13 protein-coding genes are annotated in these 15,665 nt (G+C 64.6%); 10 read left to right on the top strand and 3 right to left on the bottom strand.

What is annotated here, in order from left to right:
* Positions 1-13 precede the first annotated feature (13 nt).
* Both R4P57_RS16020 and metH read right to left on the bottom strand, forming a co-directional pair.
* Positions 14-694 (bottom strand): HAD family phosphatase, encoded by a 681-nt coding sequence (locus R4P57_RS16020; RefSeq protein WP_317803804.1) that lies wholly within the window; start codon positions 692-694, stop codon positions 14-16.
* Positions 687-4,256: a methionine synthase gene (gene metH, locus R4P57_RS16025; protein WP_317803805.1), complete on the bottom strand. Its 3,570-nt coding sequence runs from the start codon at positions 4,254-4,256 to the stop codon at positions 687-689. The genes R4P57_RS16020 and metH overlap by 8 nt, the downstream gene beginning before the upstream one ends.
* 173 nt (positions 4,257-4,429) lie before the next feature.
* Here metH and R4P57_RS16030 point away from each other — a divergent pair, with 173 nt between their 5' ends.
* The 5 genes from R4P57_RS16030 (at position 4,430) to R4P57_RS16050 (ending at position 9,522) form a co-directional block, all read left to right on the top strand.
* The gene (locus tag R4P57_RS16030; RefSeq protein WP_411742382.1) at positions 4,430-5,323 is read left to right on the top strand and encodes a PAC2 family protein; all 894 of its coding nucleotides are present in this window, start codon (positions 4,430-4,432) and stop codon (positions 5,321-5,323) included.
* Between the two features lie 100 nt (positions 5,324-5,423).
* Entirely contained in the window at positions 5,424-5,771 is a 348-nt protein-coding gene (locus R4P57_RS16035; protein ID WP_317803806.1) for a molybdopterin oxidoreductase, read from the top strand.
* Complete coding sequence (gene nirB, locus R4P57_RS16040) at positions 5,771-8,260, top strand: nitrite reductase large subunit NirB (protein WP_317803807.1); 2,490 nt, start codon at positions 5,771-5,773, stop codon at positions 8,258-8,260. Before R4P57_RS16035 ends, nirB begins: the two co-directional genes overlap by 1 nt.
* Complete coding sequence (locus R4P57_RS16045) at positions 8,257-8,556, top strand: Rieske (2Fe-2S) protein (RefSeq protein WP_317803808.1); 300 nt, start codon at positions 8,257-8,259, stop codon at positions 8,554-8,556. The genes nirB and R4P57_RS16045 overlap by 4 nt, the downstream gene beginning before the upstream one ends.
* 306 nt (positions 8,557-8,862) lie before the next feature.
* Positions 8,863-9,522 carry a response regulator transcription factor gene (locus tag R4P57_RS16050; protein ID WP_317803809.1) on the top strand — a complete coding sequence of 220 codons (660 nt, stop codon included), beginning with the start codon at positions 8,863-8,865 and terminating at the stop codon, positions 9,520-9,522.
* A gap of 9 nt (positions 9,523-9,531) precedes the next feature.
* On the opposite strand, the gene R4P57_RS16055 is transcribed toward R4P57_RS16050, so the two are convergent.
* Positions 9,532-9,954, bottom strand: a complete 423-nt coding sequence (locus R4P57_RS16055) for a response regulator (RefSeq protein WP_411742375.1) — start codon at positions 9,952-9,954, stop codon at positions 9,532-9,534.
* A 39-nt stretch (positions 9,955-9,993) separates the two neighbouring features.
* On the opposite strand from R4P57_RS16055, the gene R4P57_RS16060 reads away from it, so the two are divergent.
* The 5 genes from R4P57_RS16060 to R4P57_RS16080 all read left to right on the top strand — a co-directional run bounded on the left by R4P57_RS16060 (position 9,994) and on the right by R4P57_RS16080 (position 15,580).
* Positions 9,994-11,829, top strand: a complete 1,836-nt coding sequence (locus tag R4P57_RS16060) for a GAF domain-containing sensor histidine kinase (RefSeq protein ID WP_317803811.1) — start codon at positions 9,994-9,996, stop codon at positions 11,827-11,829.
* Positions 11,830-11,943: 114 nt separating this feature from the next.
* The gene (locus tag R4P57_RS16065) at positions 11,944-12,765 is read left to right on the top strand and encodes an alpha/beta hydrolase (RefSeq protein WP_317803812.1); all 822 of its coding nucleotides are present in this window, start codon (positions 11,944-11,946) and stop codon (positions 12,763-12,765) included.
* Between the two features lie 44 nt (positions 12,766-12,809).
* Complete coding sequence (locus R4P57_RS16070) at positions 12,810-13,538, top strand: alpha/beta hydrolase (protein WP_317803813.1); 729 nt, start codon at positions 12,810-12,812, stop codon at positions 13,536-13,538.
* Positions 13,539-13,540: 2 nt separating this feature from the next.
* A complete protein-coding gene (locus R4P57_RS16075; RefSeq protein ID WP_317803814.1) occupies positions 13,541-13,915 on the top strand; it encodes a lyase family protein in 375 nt (124 codons plus the stop codon).
* Positions 13,916-13,927: 12 nt separating this feature from the next.
* Entirely contained in the window at positions 13,928-15,580 is a 1,653-nt protein-coding gene (locus R4P57_RS16080) for an MFS transporter (RefSeq protein ID WP_317803815.1), read from the top strand.
* The last annotated feature ends 85 nt before the right edge of the window (positions 15,581-15,665 follow it).

The raw sequence follows: 15,665 nt of genomic DNA on the forward strand, positions 1-15,665 counted from the left end.
AATTCGGTCGAGATTAGGGTGTTCGGCCTGACCAGGCCCGCCGGACGTCGTCGGCGGTCAGCCCGAGCAGACCGTCACGGATGGTGTATCCGGAAGCCTGTGCCACCGCGATCTCGGACGGAACCACCAGCACCGGACAGCCCGCCGTGTGGGCGGACAGCGAGCCGGTGGGCGAATCCTCGACCGCAAGGCAGGACGCGGCGTCGAGTCCGAGCAACGCAGCACCGCGCAGGTACGGTGCCGGGTGCGGTTTGCCTGCCTCGACCTCGTCGCCGGTGACCGTGATGTCGAAGTACTCGCGCCCCAGGGTGTCCAGCGCCCGCTCGACCAGACCCCGCTCGGTGTTGGTGACCAGCCCAGTGGACAGACCCATCTCGCGCACGAGCGCAAGAGCGTCCTTGGCACCGGGTCGCCACGGAATCCCCTCGGCGAACAGGTCTCCGACGCGGGCAGTCAGCCACTCGCGCCCCTGGGCCAGATGATCGTCGGTGACCGCGACCGAGGCGTTGGCCAGCACTTTGCTCAGTGCGTCCCGCATCGAGTTGCCGAGGGTGCTCTCGCGCACCTCCGCGCTGAGTTCCGTACCCAGTGTGCGGGAGTACTCACCGATAGCGACGTCCCAGATCTTCTCCGAGTCGAGCAATGTGCCATCCATGTCCCACAGGACACCTTGCAGGTGAGTTGCGCTAGACATTGAAGTACTTGGCCTCCGGGTGATGAAGTACGAACGCATCGGTCGACTGTTCGGGGTGCAGCTGCAGTTCCTCGGAGAGCTTCACGCCGATTCGCTCGGGTTCGAGAAGCGCGGCGAGCTTGATGCGATCCTCGAGATCCGGGCACGCTCCGTAGCCGAACGAGTAACGTGCACCGCGATATTCGAGTTTGAAGAAGCCTTCGGCCTCGGTGGGATCGTCCGAGGCAACGGAATTGCCGTCGGACAGCTTCAGTTCCTCGCGTACCCGGCGATGCCAGTACTCGGCCAGGGCTTCGGTGAGCTGAACGCCGATTCCGTGGACCTCGAGGTAGTCGCGGTACGAGTCGGCGGCGAACAGTTCGTTGGCGAAGTCCGCGATGGGCTGGCCCATTGTCACCAGGTTCATCGGCAGAACATCGACCTTGCCCGATTCCCGTGCAGCGGAACGCGATCGAACGAAGTCCGATATGCAGAGGAATCGGTCGCGGTGCTGACGCGGAAACGTGAACCGAAAGCGTTCGGGCGCATCGGGTTCGGGCTCGGTCAGTACGACGACGTCGTCACCCTCGGACACCGCCGGGAAGTATCCGTAGACGAGAGCCGCATGCGCGAGGATCCCGTCGGTGCTCAATCGGTCCAACCAATACCGCAGGCGCGGTTTGCCTTCCGATTCCACCAGGTCCTCGTACGTGGCACCCTCGCCCTTACGGGCACCGCGCAGGCCCCACTGACCGAGGAACAAGGCGCGCTCGTCGAGCAAACCCGAGTAATCGGACAGAGATACACCCTTGACGATCCGAGTGCCCCAGAACGGCGGCACCGGAATGTCGATGTCGGCAGCGACGTCGGATCGCTCGGGCACGACCACCGGTGCTTCGGCGGCCTTGCGCTTCTCGGCGATACGCTTGGAGCGCTCGTGGCGTTCCTTGCGCTCGGCCGTCTTGGCCTTCGCGGCGAGTGCCTCGGGGCTGTCCGGAGCCGGTCCGCCGCCACGCTTGGTGGTCATGATGGTGTCCATCAACCGAAGGCCCTCGAATGCGTCACGCGCATAGTGCACGTCGCCCTCGTAGACGTCCTGCAGATCGTTCTCGACATACGACCGCGTCAGCGCCGCTCCGCCCAGCAGAACCGGGAATTGCTCGGCGACACCCCTCGAATTGAGTTCGATCAGGTTGTCCTTCATGACCACGGTGGATTTGACCAGCAGCCCGGACATGCCGATCACGTCGGCGCGCTTGTCGATCGCGGCTTCCAGAATGGTCGAAATCGGTTGCTTGATACCGAGATTGACGACCTCGTAGCCGTTGTTGCTCAGGATGATGTCGACCAGGTTCTTGCCGATGTCGTGCACATCGCCCTTGACGGTACCGAGCACGATGCGGCCCTTGCCGTCGTCGTCGGTCGCTTCCATGTGCGGCTCGAGGTACGCCACAGCAGCTTTCATCACCTCGGCGGAGGCGAGCACGAACGGCAGCTGCATCTGGCCGGACCCGAACAGCTCGCCCACGGTCTTCATACCCGAGAGCAAGGTCTCGTTGATGATCTCCAGCGGCGGCTTCTCGGTCATCGCGGTGTCGAGATCGGCGTCGAGGCCGTTGCGTTCACCGTCGACGATGCGGCGTTCGAGTCGCTCGAACAGTGGAAGGCGGCCGAGTTCCTCGGCGCGGGATTCGCGTGCCGAGGCCGCGGAGACACCCTCGAAGAGCTGCATGAGCTTCTGCAGCGGGTCGTAGCCCTCCTTGCGGCGGTCGTACACCAGATCGAGGGCCGTCTCGCGCTGCTCGTCGGGAATCTTGTTCATCGGCAGGATCTTCGACGCGTGCACGATGGCGGTGTCGAGGCCGGCCTGTGTGCACTCGTGCAGGAACACCGAGTTCAGCACCTGGCGTGCAGCGGGATTGAGGCCGAACGAGATGTTCGACAGCCCGAGGGTGGTGTGCACCTTCGGGTACTTCTCCTTGAGCTGCCGGATCGCCTCGATGGTCTCGATGCCGTCGCGTCGCACCTCTTCCTGTCCCGTCGAGATCGGGAAGGTGAGGGTGTCGACGATGATGTCCTCGTGGCGCAGGCCCCAGTTCTCGGTGATGTCGGTGATCAGACGATCGGCGACACGTACCTTCCACTCGGCCGTACGGGCCTGTCCCTCTTCGTCGATGGTCAGAGCAACGACAGCGGCGCCGTGCTCCTTGACCAGACGCATGATCTTCTGGAACCGCGAGTCGGGGCCGTCGCCGTCCTCGTAGTTGACAGAGTTGACCGCGCTGCGTCCACCGAGATGCTCCAAACCGGCTTCGAGGACTGCAGGCTCGGTCGAGTCGAGCATGATCGGCAGTGTGGACGCCGTCGCCAAGCGACTGGCCAAGGCCGACATGTCCGCTGCGCCGTCGCGGCCGACATAGTCGATGTTCAGATCGAGCATGTGGGCACCGTCGCGCGTCTGGTCTTTCGCGATGTCGAGGCACTTGTCGTAATCCTCGGCCAACATCGCATCGCGGAATGCTCTCGACCCGTTGGAGTTCGTCCGCTCGCCGATCATCAAGATGCTGGCATCCTGCTCGAACGGGACGGCGCTGTAGAGCGAGGAGACGCCCGGCTCGGGCGCAGGCCGACGTTCGAGCTTCGTTGCCCCGTGGACCATGTCGGCAACCTGGCGGATGTGCTCGGGCGTGGTGCCACAGCAACCGCCGACCAGGGCCAACCCGTACTCGCTGACGAAACCACTCAGGGCCTCGGCCAGTTCGGGGGCGGTCAGTGGGTACTCGGCACCTTTCGCGCCCAGTGTCGGCAGGCCGGCGTTGGGCATCACCGACACCGGAAGACGTGAATGTTTGGACAGATGGCGCAGGTGCTCGCTCATCTCGGCCGGGCCGGTTGCACAGTTGAGCCCGATCATGTCGATACCGAGGGGTTCGAGTGCCGTCAGCGCGGCACCGATCTCGCTACCGACGAGCATCGCGCCGGTCGTCTCGACGGTGACGTGGGTGATGATCGGGATACGGACACCGAGCTTGTCCATCGCATGCTGACTGCCGATGATCGCGGCCTTGACCTGCAGCAGATCCTGGCAGGTCTCGACCAGGATGGCGTCGGCACCGCCGTCGATCATGCCGAGGGCGGCTTCGGTGTACGCGTCGCGCAGTCGGGCGAAGGGTGCGTGGCCGAGAGTGGGCAGCTTGGTGCCCGGCCCCATCGAGCCCAGCACGAAACGATCCATCCCGTCGCGGCCCGGACCCATCTCGTCAGCGGTCTCACGTGCCAGCCGGGTGCCCTTCTCCGCAAGCTCACGGATACGGTCCTCGATGTCGTAATCGGCCAGGTTGGGCAGATTGCAACCGAATGTATTGGTCTCGACGGCGTCGGCCCCGGCCGCGAAGTACTCGCGGTGGATCTCCCGCAGGACATCGGGCCTGGTGTCGTTGAGGATTTCGTTGCAGCCTTCGAGACCGATGAAGTCGTCGAGAGTCAGGTTCGCATCCTGGAGCATCGTGCCCATCGCACCGTCGCCGATGACAACACGACGTGAAATCGCATCGAGCAGACTGGGCTTATGTTGAGCGGGCATCACTACAGAGTAGTGGGCACCGAAGTTACGTCGGGTCGTAGGCTGTCGTGGTGAGTCTCCGAAACCTCGATGGCCAGTCCCCGATCGACGACAGTACCGAAAATACGGACATTTCAGGTGCCGGATCGGATGTACCTCTGGATGCTGCATTGATCGAGGCCGTCCACGACGCTGTGGCCAACGCCACAGACCTCGACGATCTCGACGACGACATTCCCGAGCTGCGCTCCCCGATCCTGGTGGCTGCCTTCGAGGGCTGGAACGACGCAGGCGATGCGGCCAGCGGCGCTATCGAACACCTGGAGCTGATCTGGGACGCCAGCCCGCTGGCCGAATTGGACTCCGAGGACTACTACGACTACCAGGTCAACCGCCCTACGGTCCGCCAGGTGGACGGTGTCACTCGCGAGATCGAATGGCCGTCGACTCGGCTTTCGGTGTGTTCGCCTCCCGGCAGCTCACGCGATGTGGTGTTGTTGCGCGGCATCGAGCCGAACATGCGCTGGCGCAGTTTCTGCGACGACCTCCTCGAATTCGTCGAACAGCTCGGCGTCGAGACCGTGGTGATCCTGGGAGCGCTGTTGGCCGATACTCCGCACACCAGGCCCGTTCCGGTGACCGGCACCGCATACAGCACCGAGTCGGCCGAACAGTTCAACCTCGAACAGACCCGGTACGAGGGACCGACCGGAATCACCGGTGTCCTGCAGGACGAGTGCGTCAAGGCCGGGGTGCCCGCGGTCTCCTTCTGGGCTGCTGTTCCCCACTACGTCTCTCAGCCGCCCAACCCGAAGGCCACCGTGGCGCTGCTGCAGCGGGTCGAGGACGTGCTCGACATCGAGGTCCCGCTGGGCGAATTGCCCACCCAGGCCGAGGAATGGGAAGAGGCGGTGACCGAGATGACCAAAGAAGACGAGGAGATCAGCGAGTACGTCCGCAGCCTCGAGGAGCGCGGCGACGCCGAGGTGGACATGTCCGATGCAATCGCCAAGATCGACGGCGACGCCATCGCGGCCGAGTTCGAGAAATACCTGAGGCGACGTGGCCCGGGCAACTTCGGGCTCTGACCGACCGCACACGAGGGACCGGGAGCCGGTGAGGTCTTTCTGATCCCGACGTAACGTCACCGCAGCGGTGGCGTCACCCCGACCCCGCAACCTCGTGTGTATGGCCAGCACACCGCGATTCCTGCAAGGCATCTTCTCCTTCACCGGGCACGGTCTGGACAAGCCCGAGCTGATCGATCCCAGCCTGAGCTTCGTCGTCCCCGAGGGTGCTACGGCTCAGCCACTGTATTTTCGCGGCGGAAATTCGAGCGACGAGCTGGTGGTCGTGACCTTGCTGCGCGACGGCAGCCCGATGCGCATGTTCCCGATGGGTGCCAAGGGTGGGGTGAACATTCCCCTGCGGGTGGTCGAGGACGTCGATCCGGACACCGTGCTCGAGCTGGTGGTCGCTGCCCCGGCCGGAACCACCGGAGAGGTCGTCGTCGATTTCGGTCTGGTGCTGATCTGATGACCGCGGGCAAGCAGCGACTGCTGGTGGTCGGTAACGGGATGGCCGGCGCACGGGCGGTCGAGGAAATCATCAAACGGGACGGCAGTTCGCTGTTCGAGATCACCATGATCGGCGACGAGCCGTACGGCAACTACAACCGCATCATGCTCTCGCACGTGCTGTCCGGCGAGGCCACCGTCGACGACGAGGATCTGATCCTCAACCCGATGAGCTGGTACAGCGAGAACGGCGTCACGCTGCACGCCGGGGACCGCGCGATCTCGCTGGACCGGTTCTCCAAGACCGTCGTCGGCGAGAGCGGACGGTCGGTCGACTACGACGTGCTGATCGTCGCCACCGGCAGCAACACGTTCTTCCCGAACATGGACGGTCTTCGTGAGTCCGACGGCAGGCTGGCGCGGGGCGTGTTCGGCTTCCGCACCATCGCCGACACCAATGGGATGCTGCAGATGGCGCAGTCGCGTGACGACGTCTCGGCCGTCGTCATCGGTGGCGGACTCCTCGGACTCGAAGCCGCATACGGCTTACGCACGCAGGGCCTGGAGGTGAACGTGGTGCACTCCCCCGGTCACCTGATGAATCAGCAGCTCGACGAGCGCGGCGGACGCGTGCTGCGCAACAAGATCGAGTCACTCGGCGTCGGCGTACACACGTCCAAGCGGACCACCTCGGTGTTGCGGTCCGAGGACGGCGTCGTCACCGGCGTTGGGTTCAACGACGGCACCTCGCTCGCCGCAGACATGGTCGTGGTCACCGCGGGCATTCGTCCCAGTGTCGATTTCGCTCGAGCGGGCGGGCTGGTGATCGAACGAGGAGTCGTCGTCGACGACCAATTGCGTTGCGAGGACGAGGGTTCCATCTATGCCGTTGGTGAATGCTGCCAGCATCGCGGCGAGGTCTACGGCCTCGTCGCGCCGCTGTGGGAGCAGGCCGTCGTGTTGGCCGACGTGCTCACCGGAGCCGATCCCACTGCGGCGTACCACGGTTCGCGTCTGACCACCAAGCTCAAGGTGGCCGGTGTCGACGTCGCCTCGATGGGGATCACCGCCCCCGAACGCGACGACGACGAGTTCGTCCAGTTCTACGAGCCGCGCAGTGGTACGTACAAGTCGGTGATCGTGCGCAACAACAAACTCGTCGGTGCCACCCTGCTGGGCGACATCTCCAAGGCCAACTTCCTGACTCAGGCATTCGACGAGAAAGTGCCGTTGCCCGACGAGCGCATCAGCATGCTCTTCGACATGGGAACCCCCTCTGCGGCAACAGGAGCCGCCGAGCTGGCCGACGACGTCCAGGTGTGCAACTGCAACGGCGTCACCAAGGGCGCCATCGTGGCCTGCGTGCACGCGGGCGCGAAGAACCTCGGCGACGTGACCGCGAAGACTCGGGCGGGTAAGGGCTGTGGATCGTGCAAGGGCCTGGTCAAGGACATCATCGCGTGCGCAGCGGGCGGTGCCGTCGAGGCCGATCCCGCCGCGGACTGGTACGTCCCCTGCATCCCCATGACCAAGCCGGAACTGATCGACGCCATTCGAGCGCAGGATCTTCGGGCGGTGTCCGCGGTGTTCGCGGCGCTGGCGACCGGCGGAGCTGAGGATGCCGCCGCCAAGATGCCGTTGGCATCGTTGCTGCGGACGGTGTGGGGCCCGGACTGGGTGGACGAGCGCGGTGCGCTGTTCATCAACGACCGCGTCCACGCCAACATTCAGCGCGACGGCACGTTCTCGGTGGTGCCGCAGATGAAGGGTGGCGTCACCACCCCGGATCAGTTGCGCAAGATCGCCGACGTCGCAGACAAATACCACGTACCGCTGGTCAAGGTCACCGGCGGGCAGCGTATCGACCTTCTCGGCATCAAGAAGGAGGACCTGCCGAAGGTGTGGGGCGATCTGGACATGCCCTCGGGCTTTGCCTACGGCAAGAGCATGCGCACGGTGAAGACCTGCGTCGGCAGCGACTTCTGTCGCTTCGGGCTCGGCGACTCGACGGCTCTGGGCATCGCCCTCGAAGAGCGGTTCCAGGGCTTGGAGACTCCGGCGAAGTTGAAGCTCGCGGTCGCAGGCTGCCCGCGCAACTGCTCGGAAGCCCTGTGCAAGGACTTCGGCGTCGTCTCGGTGGGCGAGGACAAGTGGGAGATCTACGTCGGCGGTGCCGCCGGCGCACACATCCGCAAGGGCGATCTACTGGCCACCGTGACGGGGGCCGATGAGGTTCTGACCGTGGCAGGCAGGTTCATTCAGCACTACCGCGAGAACGCTCAGTGGCTCGAGCGTACGTACGCATGGGTTCCGCGTCTCGGACTGGAAGAACTGCAGAGCGTGCTGATCGACGACCGCGACGGCATCGTCGCCGGACTCGACGAGCGAATGCAGGCATCGGTGGACGGGTACATCGACCCCTGGCAGGATCGCGCGGCACCGAAGTCACCTGCCCAGTTCACCCCGTCGCTGCCCCTGCTTCCGCTGCCGCAGGTGCCGGTCCGATGAGCGTGCCGGTCGGGGCCGTGGAGGACCTGACACCCGGCGAGGGACGGGCCTACGTGGTGGACGGCAAGCAGGTTGCGGTGTTCCTGCTCAGCGACGGCTCGGTGCGGGCGATGGACGCCGTGTGCCCCCACAAGGGCGGGCCACTGGCAGACGGTCAGATCGACGGATCCATCGTCGTGTGTCCGCTGCATCAGTACACGTTCTCGCTCGACGACGGCACCTGCCCGAGCGGCATCGACTCGGTGCGCACCTACCCCGCAGCAGTGGTGGACGGAAAGGTGACCGTCGATATGTGATTCGGTCCGGGGTTGTCCTCACCCGACGTACCCCGCGCGCTCTTCGTTTTCTCGATATATCGTCCTGTGAGCAAGACGAAGGGACTCACCCATGGGAAACGTTGTGCGCCGACTAGGCAACGTCTTTTACTTTGCCGACAATGTGGCTGACGCCTCCGCATGCATCGTCGCTGCCTGCGCACGTCGCCGCGTCGTAGCGCATCGTGGCCCTGACACTGTCTTCACCGGCGAGCGGCTCAGTCCGGTTCTCGATCCGTTCAGGACTTTCATCGGCTTCCGTCGGGCCGTGGCCCCCGGTGGACTGTCGTGACTTCCGGGTTGCGCGTGGTGATCGCCGACGACGACGTTCTGCTCCGTGAAGGCCTGGCCAGTCTGCTGACGCAGGCAGGTCTCGACGTTGTGGGACAAGCGGGCGACGCCGAGGAGTTGGAGGCGCTCGTCGCACGTGACCCCCCCGACCTGGCGATCATCGACATCAGAATGCCGCCGACGCAGAACTCCGAAGGTTTGGATGCGGCGTTGCGAATCCGCAAGGGATTCCCGGAGATTGCGGTGCTGCTGCTGTCCGCACACGTCGAGGTCGATCACGCCTTGGAACTGCTCGATGGCGGCAAAGGCGTCGGCTACCTACTCAAGACTCGGGTCACCGACGTGGCCGATTTCGTCGGAACTATCGACCGCGTCGCCGGCGGTGCATCAGTGATCGACCCTGCGTTGGTATACGAGTTGGTAGCCGCCAGACGCCGCGACGATCCACTCGCTGCACTCAGTACGCGCGAGCGCGAGGTACTGACGCTGATGGCCGAGGGCCTGTCCAACGCAGGCATCGGCCGTCGACTGTGGATCACCGAGGGAACGGTGGAAAAGCACGTGCGCAGCATTCTGACCAAGCTCGATCTCGCGGAGACTGCTGACGATCATCGCCGAGTCCGAGCCGTCATCATGTATCTCGATGCGCAGACTTGACCGCCCGTATCACCACGTGCCCCGATCGCGACTCGACAACGCGATGATGGCGTCTGCGGACAGCCCGAATTTCGGAAGGAATCCAATGGCGGAGCTGGATTCCACCAAGTCGGCGAAGTCGTCCTCGTCGTGCGTCGACACCAGAATTACGTCCGGACGGGGTGGGGCGGACGCGGCCAGGAGTGCTTCGACAACATCGAAGCCGCTTTCTGCACCGAGATCGATGTCGACGAGGATCAGATCAGGGCAATTTTCTTCTGCCGACCGTAACGCGGCAGCAGTCGTCGATGCCGTACCGACGACGGTCACACCCGCAGATTCCAGCAGCCGCGTCGCGGCGGCGCAGAACGCTGCGCTGTCGTCGACGATCAGAGCGCGGCGGTCGGAACGGTTCACCCTGTCGAGACTGTCAGATCTCGCCAGGCCCGGCATTACCGGTAGCCGCAATTTATCGTGCCCTGGAGTTGGCCGATGATCCCCGCGGCACCCGAGCACGACCGCGAAAGCGGGCGAGATCGACTCCTGACCGTCTTACTACGGCCGCGTACACCGCCGCTGGGCTGGGGTATTGCCGTTGCCACAGGCTTGATCATCACCGAAGTTCTCGTGATCGAACTCCTGAAGCTTTTGGTGCCCGAGAACGCTTTCGGAGCGGTTTTGGTCTTCGGTGTGCTGGTGGTATCAGCTGGGTGGGGTTTCGGGCTTGCAGTGGCAATGTCGATCGTCAGCACCGTTGCCTACGCCTCCATCCATGTCGTCGAGAGCAGCGAGAGCCTGGTCCCGTCGGTGCTGGTTTTCCTTGCCCTCGCGTTGCTCACCAATCTGCTGGTCGGGCAGTCCAGACTTCGTGCCGTCGAATCCGACCAACGGCGACGAGAAGCCGACTTGCTCGCCGGATTCGCCCGAACGATGTTGCGGCAGCAGATCTCGCCGGACCTACTCGACAAAGCAGGCCGTCGTCTGACCGAAGTCCTCGAGCTGCCGTCACCGCACGCCGTTCTCGGAGCACACGATGCCCCGCTCGGGCCGGATCAACAGCGAATCATTCTGCGGGACGGTACGACACCGACGGGATCCCTGCTCGTACCGGCCGATCTCTCGCCTGCCGACGCCCGCCGAGTCAGACGCGTCGCGCCTTCCCTCGAGGCACTGCTGGCCGCCGCACGTGAGCGAGAGGTACTACACGGCAGAACCGTCGACCTGGCTCGTCAACAAGCCTCCCTCCGCCGCGTTGCCACCCTCGTCGCACTCAGGTCGGACCTGGGCGAGATATATCGAAACGTAGCAACGGAACTGGCCGATGGACTCGACGTCGAGCACGTCTCCCTGGTTCGATTCGACGGCGACGAGTACTACACGGTGATCGCCGCCCACGACGACCACGGAGCTCATTTGCAACCAGGCGAAACACTGCCGCTCGGTGGGCACAACGTCTGCACCGTCATCTACGAGACCGGCGAGCCGGTGACCATCGACTACCGCGAGGCGACCGGGCCAGTTGCGCAACGCTTGGCCCGGCGAGGGTTCACGTCAGGCATCGGTGTTCCCATCTCGGTGGAGGGCCGGATCTGGGGAGCGATCATTGTCGGAGTCATCAGTCGCGTAGCGAATCTCGATGCGTGCGAACGGTTGTCGGACTTCGCCGATCTGGTTGCCACGGCCGTGTACAACAGCGAGACACGTACCCGTTTGACGGAGTCTCGAGCACGCGTGGTGGCCGCCGCAGATCAGGCACGCCGCGTCATCGAACGAGACTTGCACGACGGGGCGCAGCAGCGGATCGTCTCGCTCGGGATGGACCTCAGAGCGGCCCAGGCGTCCGTACCCGACGAACTCGGAGATCTTCGAGATCGATTGAACCGCAGCGTGAACACGCTGTCGCAGGTGCACTCGGACCTCCAGGAACTTTCCCGTGGTATCCACCCCGCGATCCTGTCTCGCGGTGGACTCGCGCCCGCTCTCAAGACCTTGGCCCGTCGATCGCCGGTACCGGTATCACTGAAGACCGAGATCCCGAACCGTCTGCCCGAATCCGTGGAGGTGGCCGCGTACTACGTCGTCGCCGAAGCATTGACGAACACAGCCAAATACTCGCACGCCACCGAGGTGGTCATTTCGGCGATTGTGCGCGAAGACGAGCTCACATTGACCGTCACGGACAACGGCGCAGGCGGTGCCGATCCAGCGAACGGCTCCGGGTTGATCGGCCTACAGGACCGCATTCAGGCGGTCGGAGGCACGTTGACGGTATCGAGCCCACCCGGTGTCGGCACGACTCTCGAGGCCCGTCTACCCGCTACCAGGTAGAGGACTGCACCGGGCACCACTCCCCCACGTTGCCTGCCAGCAGCGACGACACGAACGTCTCGACGGACGAATGTTCTCGGCACACCGGAACAACATTCGCACCAGGAGGCCACCATGCCGTACATCACCACCGCTGACGGAACCGATATCTACTACACCGAGCAGGGCACCGGAAAGCCGGTCCTGCTCAGCCACGGCTGGCCGCTGTCCTCGGACGCCTGGCAGACCGAGCTCAAGCTCCTCGCCGACGCCGGCTACCGCGCCATCGCCCACGACCGCCGTGGACACGGACGCTCGTCCAAGACCTACGTCGGCAACGACATGGACACCTACGCCCGTGACCTCGCCGAGTTGGTAGAGGCACTCGACCTTCAGGAGCTAACCCTCATCGGCCATTCGACCGGCGGCGGCGAGGTCGTCCGATATGCCGCCCAGCACGGGGGCAGCCGCGTCGCCCGCATCATCACCGCAGGCGCAGTGCCCCCCATCATGCTGAAGTCCGAGGCCAACCCCGAGGGCACGCCGATCGAGGCGCTCGACGACATCCGCAGCGGCGTCCTCACCGATCGCTCGCAGTTCTACCAGGACCTCGCTCAGGCTTTCTTCGGCGCCAATCGCGAAGGCTCCACGGTTTCGCAGGGTGCCATCGACGACTTCTGGCGTCAGGGCATGCTGGTGAACCTCGCGGCCGCCTACGACTGCGTCAAGGCGTTCTCGGAGACCGACTTCACCGAGGACCTGAAGGCTCTCACCGTCCCCGTCTTCATCGCCCAGGGCGACGACGATCAGATCGTTCCCATCGCCGCGGCAGCGCTGAAGTCCATCGACCTCGTCAAGGACGGCACGCTCAAGGTCTACCCGTGCGCCCCGCACGGCATCTACGGCGACTACCAGAAGGCCTTGGACGCAGACATTCTCGAATTCCTCGCCAAGTAATTCCTCCCCACACCTTCCAACTTCTCTCTTCAAGGAGACTTCTCATGAGCACCACACCCACCATCGTCCTGATTCACGGAGCCTTCGCCGACTCTGCAAGCTGGGCACCGGTCACCCGCAGCCTGCTCGACAAGGGCCACACCGTCGTCGTACCCGCGGTGCCCAACCGCAGCCTGATCGGTGACTCTGCCTACATCCGCTCGGTCGTCGAACAGATCGACGGCCCGGTCCTCCTTGCCGGACACTCCTACGGCGGAGCCGTCATCACGGTTGCAGGCATGGCGGACAACGTCGTCGGTCTGGTCTACGTCTCCGGTTACGCGCTCGAAGAGGGTGAGAGCCTCGGCGAACTGCAGGGACGCTTTCCCGATTCCGATCTCGCTACGAACCTCGTCTACACCCCCTTTCCTGAAGACGGCACCGACGTGTCGGTGAAGATCGACGCCTTCCCCGCAGTATTCGCCGGCGGAATCGACCTCGCGACCGCCGAGGTCCTCGCCGTCTGCCAGCGCCCGCTGGCCGGCCTCGCATTCGCCGAGGCAGCGCCCGCCGCAGCCTGGAAGACCAAGCCCGGCTGGGGAATTGTCAGTAGCGCGGACCACACCATCAACCCGGATGTCGAGCGCTTCGGCTACGAGCGCGCCGGTCTGCGCAGCGTCGTCGAACTCGATGCCCCGCACCTGGTCATGCTGGCAAAGCCCGACGAGGTCGTTGCTGTCATCGAAGAAGCACTCGCAGCAGTTACCTCGCCCACACCGTCCCTGACAAGCTAGCCATGACCTCGCAGATGGTTCCGATCGGACTCGACGCGGTCGGCAACCGCGTCGAGTTCGACAGCATGGGAAACGTGGACGCCCCCGCCGAGAGGTATTGGGGTGCCCAGACAAAGCGGTCGCTCCAATACTTCTCGATCGGGGACGATCGGATGCCCAAGGCGGTCTACCACGCCTACGGGTACGTGAAGAAAGCTGCGGCACTGGTCGATCGGGCTGCGGGTCGGCTGGAGGATTGGAAGGCCGATGCGATCGTCGCGGCAGCGGACGAGACGATCGCCGGCCGGCTGGACGAGCACTTTCCGTTGTTCGTCTGGCAGACCGGTTCCGGAACGCAGAGCACCGACTGCGGGTCTATTCGCCTCGATCGCACGTGAAAGGACACCCGCATGACCACTGTTGCGCAACCACAGTTCTCCGCTTGGGCACCCCTACGCAGTAAGATCTACCGAACGTTGTTCCTCGCTCAGCTGGTCTCGAACATCGGCCTGTGGATGCAGACCGTCGGGTCACAGTGGTTCCTGGTCGAGCACAACAGCAGCGCCACGGTCGTGGCGCTGGTCCAGACCGCCAGTCTGCTCCCGACGCTCTTCCTCGCACTGCCTGCCGGCGGACTCGCCGACCTGCTCGACCGCCGTCGACTCCTCATCGTCGTCAGCACGTATACCGCCCTCGTCGCCGCCATGACGACGTTCCTCGCCTACACCCACGTGTTGTCCCCGATCATGTTGCTGGGCATGACCTTCCTCCTCGGTTGCGGATCGGCCCTGTCTGCCCCTGCCTGGCAGGCGATCCAGCCGGAACTGGTTCCAGCAGAACAAATCCCAGCCGCCTCCGCGTTGGGCGGAGTGACGGTCAACGGTGCCAGGGCCATCGGCCCCGCGATCGGCGGTGTCATCGTTGCCGCCGCTGGTCCGGCGGCCGTCTTCGCGCTCAACGCTGTCACGTTCGTAGTGATCCTCGGCGCGCTTGTCTGGTGGCGTCGTCCGGCCGACGATCCGGGAATCGACCGCGAGCGTCTGGGCCGGTCGATGATGACCGGGCTGCACTACATGCAGTCCGCGCCGATCGTCCGTCGAATACTCCTCAGATCCGCCCTGTTCGCTCTCCCCGCGTCGGCGTTGTGGGCACTACTGCCCCTCGCGTCGTCGCATCATCTGCACTTCGGTGCTTCCGGGTACGGCCTGATTCTCGGCATGCTCGGCGTCGGCGCCCTGGCAGGTGTTGCACTATTCCCAACCTTGCGAAAGAAATTCGGGGCCAACGCGTTGCTTTCCATCTCGGCCGTCTCCTACGCGTTGGGGGCCGTCGCTGTTGCGTACCTGCCGATCTGGTTCGTCATGCCACTGCTGCTCGTTGCGGGTGCCGCCTGGATCGCGACACTCACGACGCTCAATGCCTCGATCCAACTGTCACTCGCCCACTGGGTGCGGGCCCGTGGGATGTCGATCTATCTGCTGGTCTTCATGGGCTCGCAGGCGCTCGGCTCGTTCATCTGGGGCCTGATCGCGTCCCACGCAGGTTTCGGCGTTGCATTGCTCATCTCGGCGGTCCTGCTGGTGCTAGCCGGCGCGAGTGTCGTTGTGCTGCCCCTGCACCCAGCGACCGGGACTTTGCCTCGTGGAGTCTCGACGGCGTGGCCGACACCGACGGTCATCTTCGGACCCGAACCCGAGGACGGGCCCGTCGTTGTCAGTGTCACCTATCGGGTAGCTCCTGCCGAGCAGGCGAACTTCGACCGTTCGATGACCGCGGTCGGGAAAGCCCGTCGGCGGACCGGCGGATATTCGTGGGGCCTGTACCGCGACAGCGTCGATCCCGATTTGCGTGTCGAGCAGTTCACCACGGCGTCCTGGCAGGACTTCCAGCGCCAACACCGCGACCGTTGGACGGACTCCGATCACCGACTCATCACCGACGCGCTGTCGTACACCGCCACCGGTCGTACCGAGCACGAACAGCACTTGTTCGGCGTTCGGTCGGCAGCTGCACGACCAGTGACAGCGACGAAGAACGGACTATCGAGCCCCGACCGGGCATAGCCGAATTCGGTGGCGGACGACGGGCGGGTAGGCGAAGCCGGGCCGACGACGTCTTCCTACCGGACCGGCAGGAGTTGCCGTGGTC

This window comes from Rhodococcus sp. IEGM 1330, assembly GCF_033142445.1.
GTDB lineage: Bacteria > Actinomycetota > Actinomycetes > Mycobacteriales > Mycobacteriaceae > Rhodococcoides.

Excerpts from the sequence above, each read along its gene's own strand:
- R4P57_RS16020 (WP_317803804.1), bottom strand. The coding sequence starts at position 694 with ATGTCTAGCGCAACTCACCTGCAAGGTGTCCTGTGGGACATGGATGGC.
- metH (WP_317803805.1), bottom strand. The coding sequence starts at position 4,256 with ATGCCCGCTCAACATAAGCCCAGTCTGCTCGATGCGATTTCACGTCGT.
- R4P57_RS16035 (WP_317803806.1), top strand. The coding sequence starts at position 5,424 with ATGGCCAGCACACCGCGATTCCTGCAAGGCATCTTCTCCTTCACCGGG.
- nirB (WP_317803807.1), top strand. The coding sequence starts at position 5,771 with ATGACCGCGGGCAAGCAGCGACTGCTGGTGGTCGGTAACGGGATGGCC.
- R4P57_RS16045 (WP_317803808.1), top strand. The coding sequence starts at position 8,257 with ATGAGCGTGCCGGTCGGGGCCGTGGAGGACCTGACACCCGGCGAGGGA.
- R4P57_RS16055 (WP_411742375.1), bottom strand. The coding sequence starts at position 9,954 with ATGCCGGGCCTGGCGAGATCTGACAGTCTCGACAGGGTGAACCGTTCC.
- R4P57_RS16060 (WP_317803811.1), top strand. The coding sequence starts at position 9,994 with ATGATCCCCGCGGCACCCGAGCACGACCGCGAAAGCGGGCGAGATCGA.
- R4P57_RS16065 (WP_317803812.1), top strand. The coding sequence starts at position 11,944 with ATGCCGTACATCACCACCGCTGACGGAACCGATATCTACTACACCGAG.
- R4P57_RS16070 (WP_317803813.1), top strand. The coding sequence starts at position 12,810 with ATGAGCACCACACCCACCATCGTCCTGATTCACGGAGCCTTCGCCGAC.
- R4P57_RS16075 (WP_317803814.1), top strand. The coding sequence starts at position 13,541 with ATGACCTCGCAGATGGTTCCGATCGGACTCGACGCGGTCGGCAACCGC.
- R4P57_RS16080 (WP_317803815.1), top strand. The coding sequence starts at position 13,928 with ATGACCACTGTTGCGCAACCACAGTTCTCCGCTTGGGCACCCCTACGC.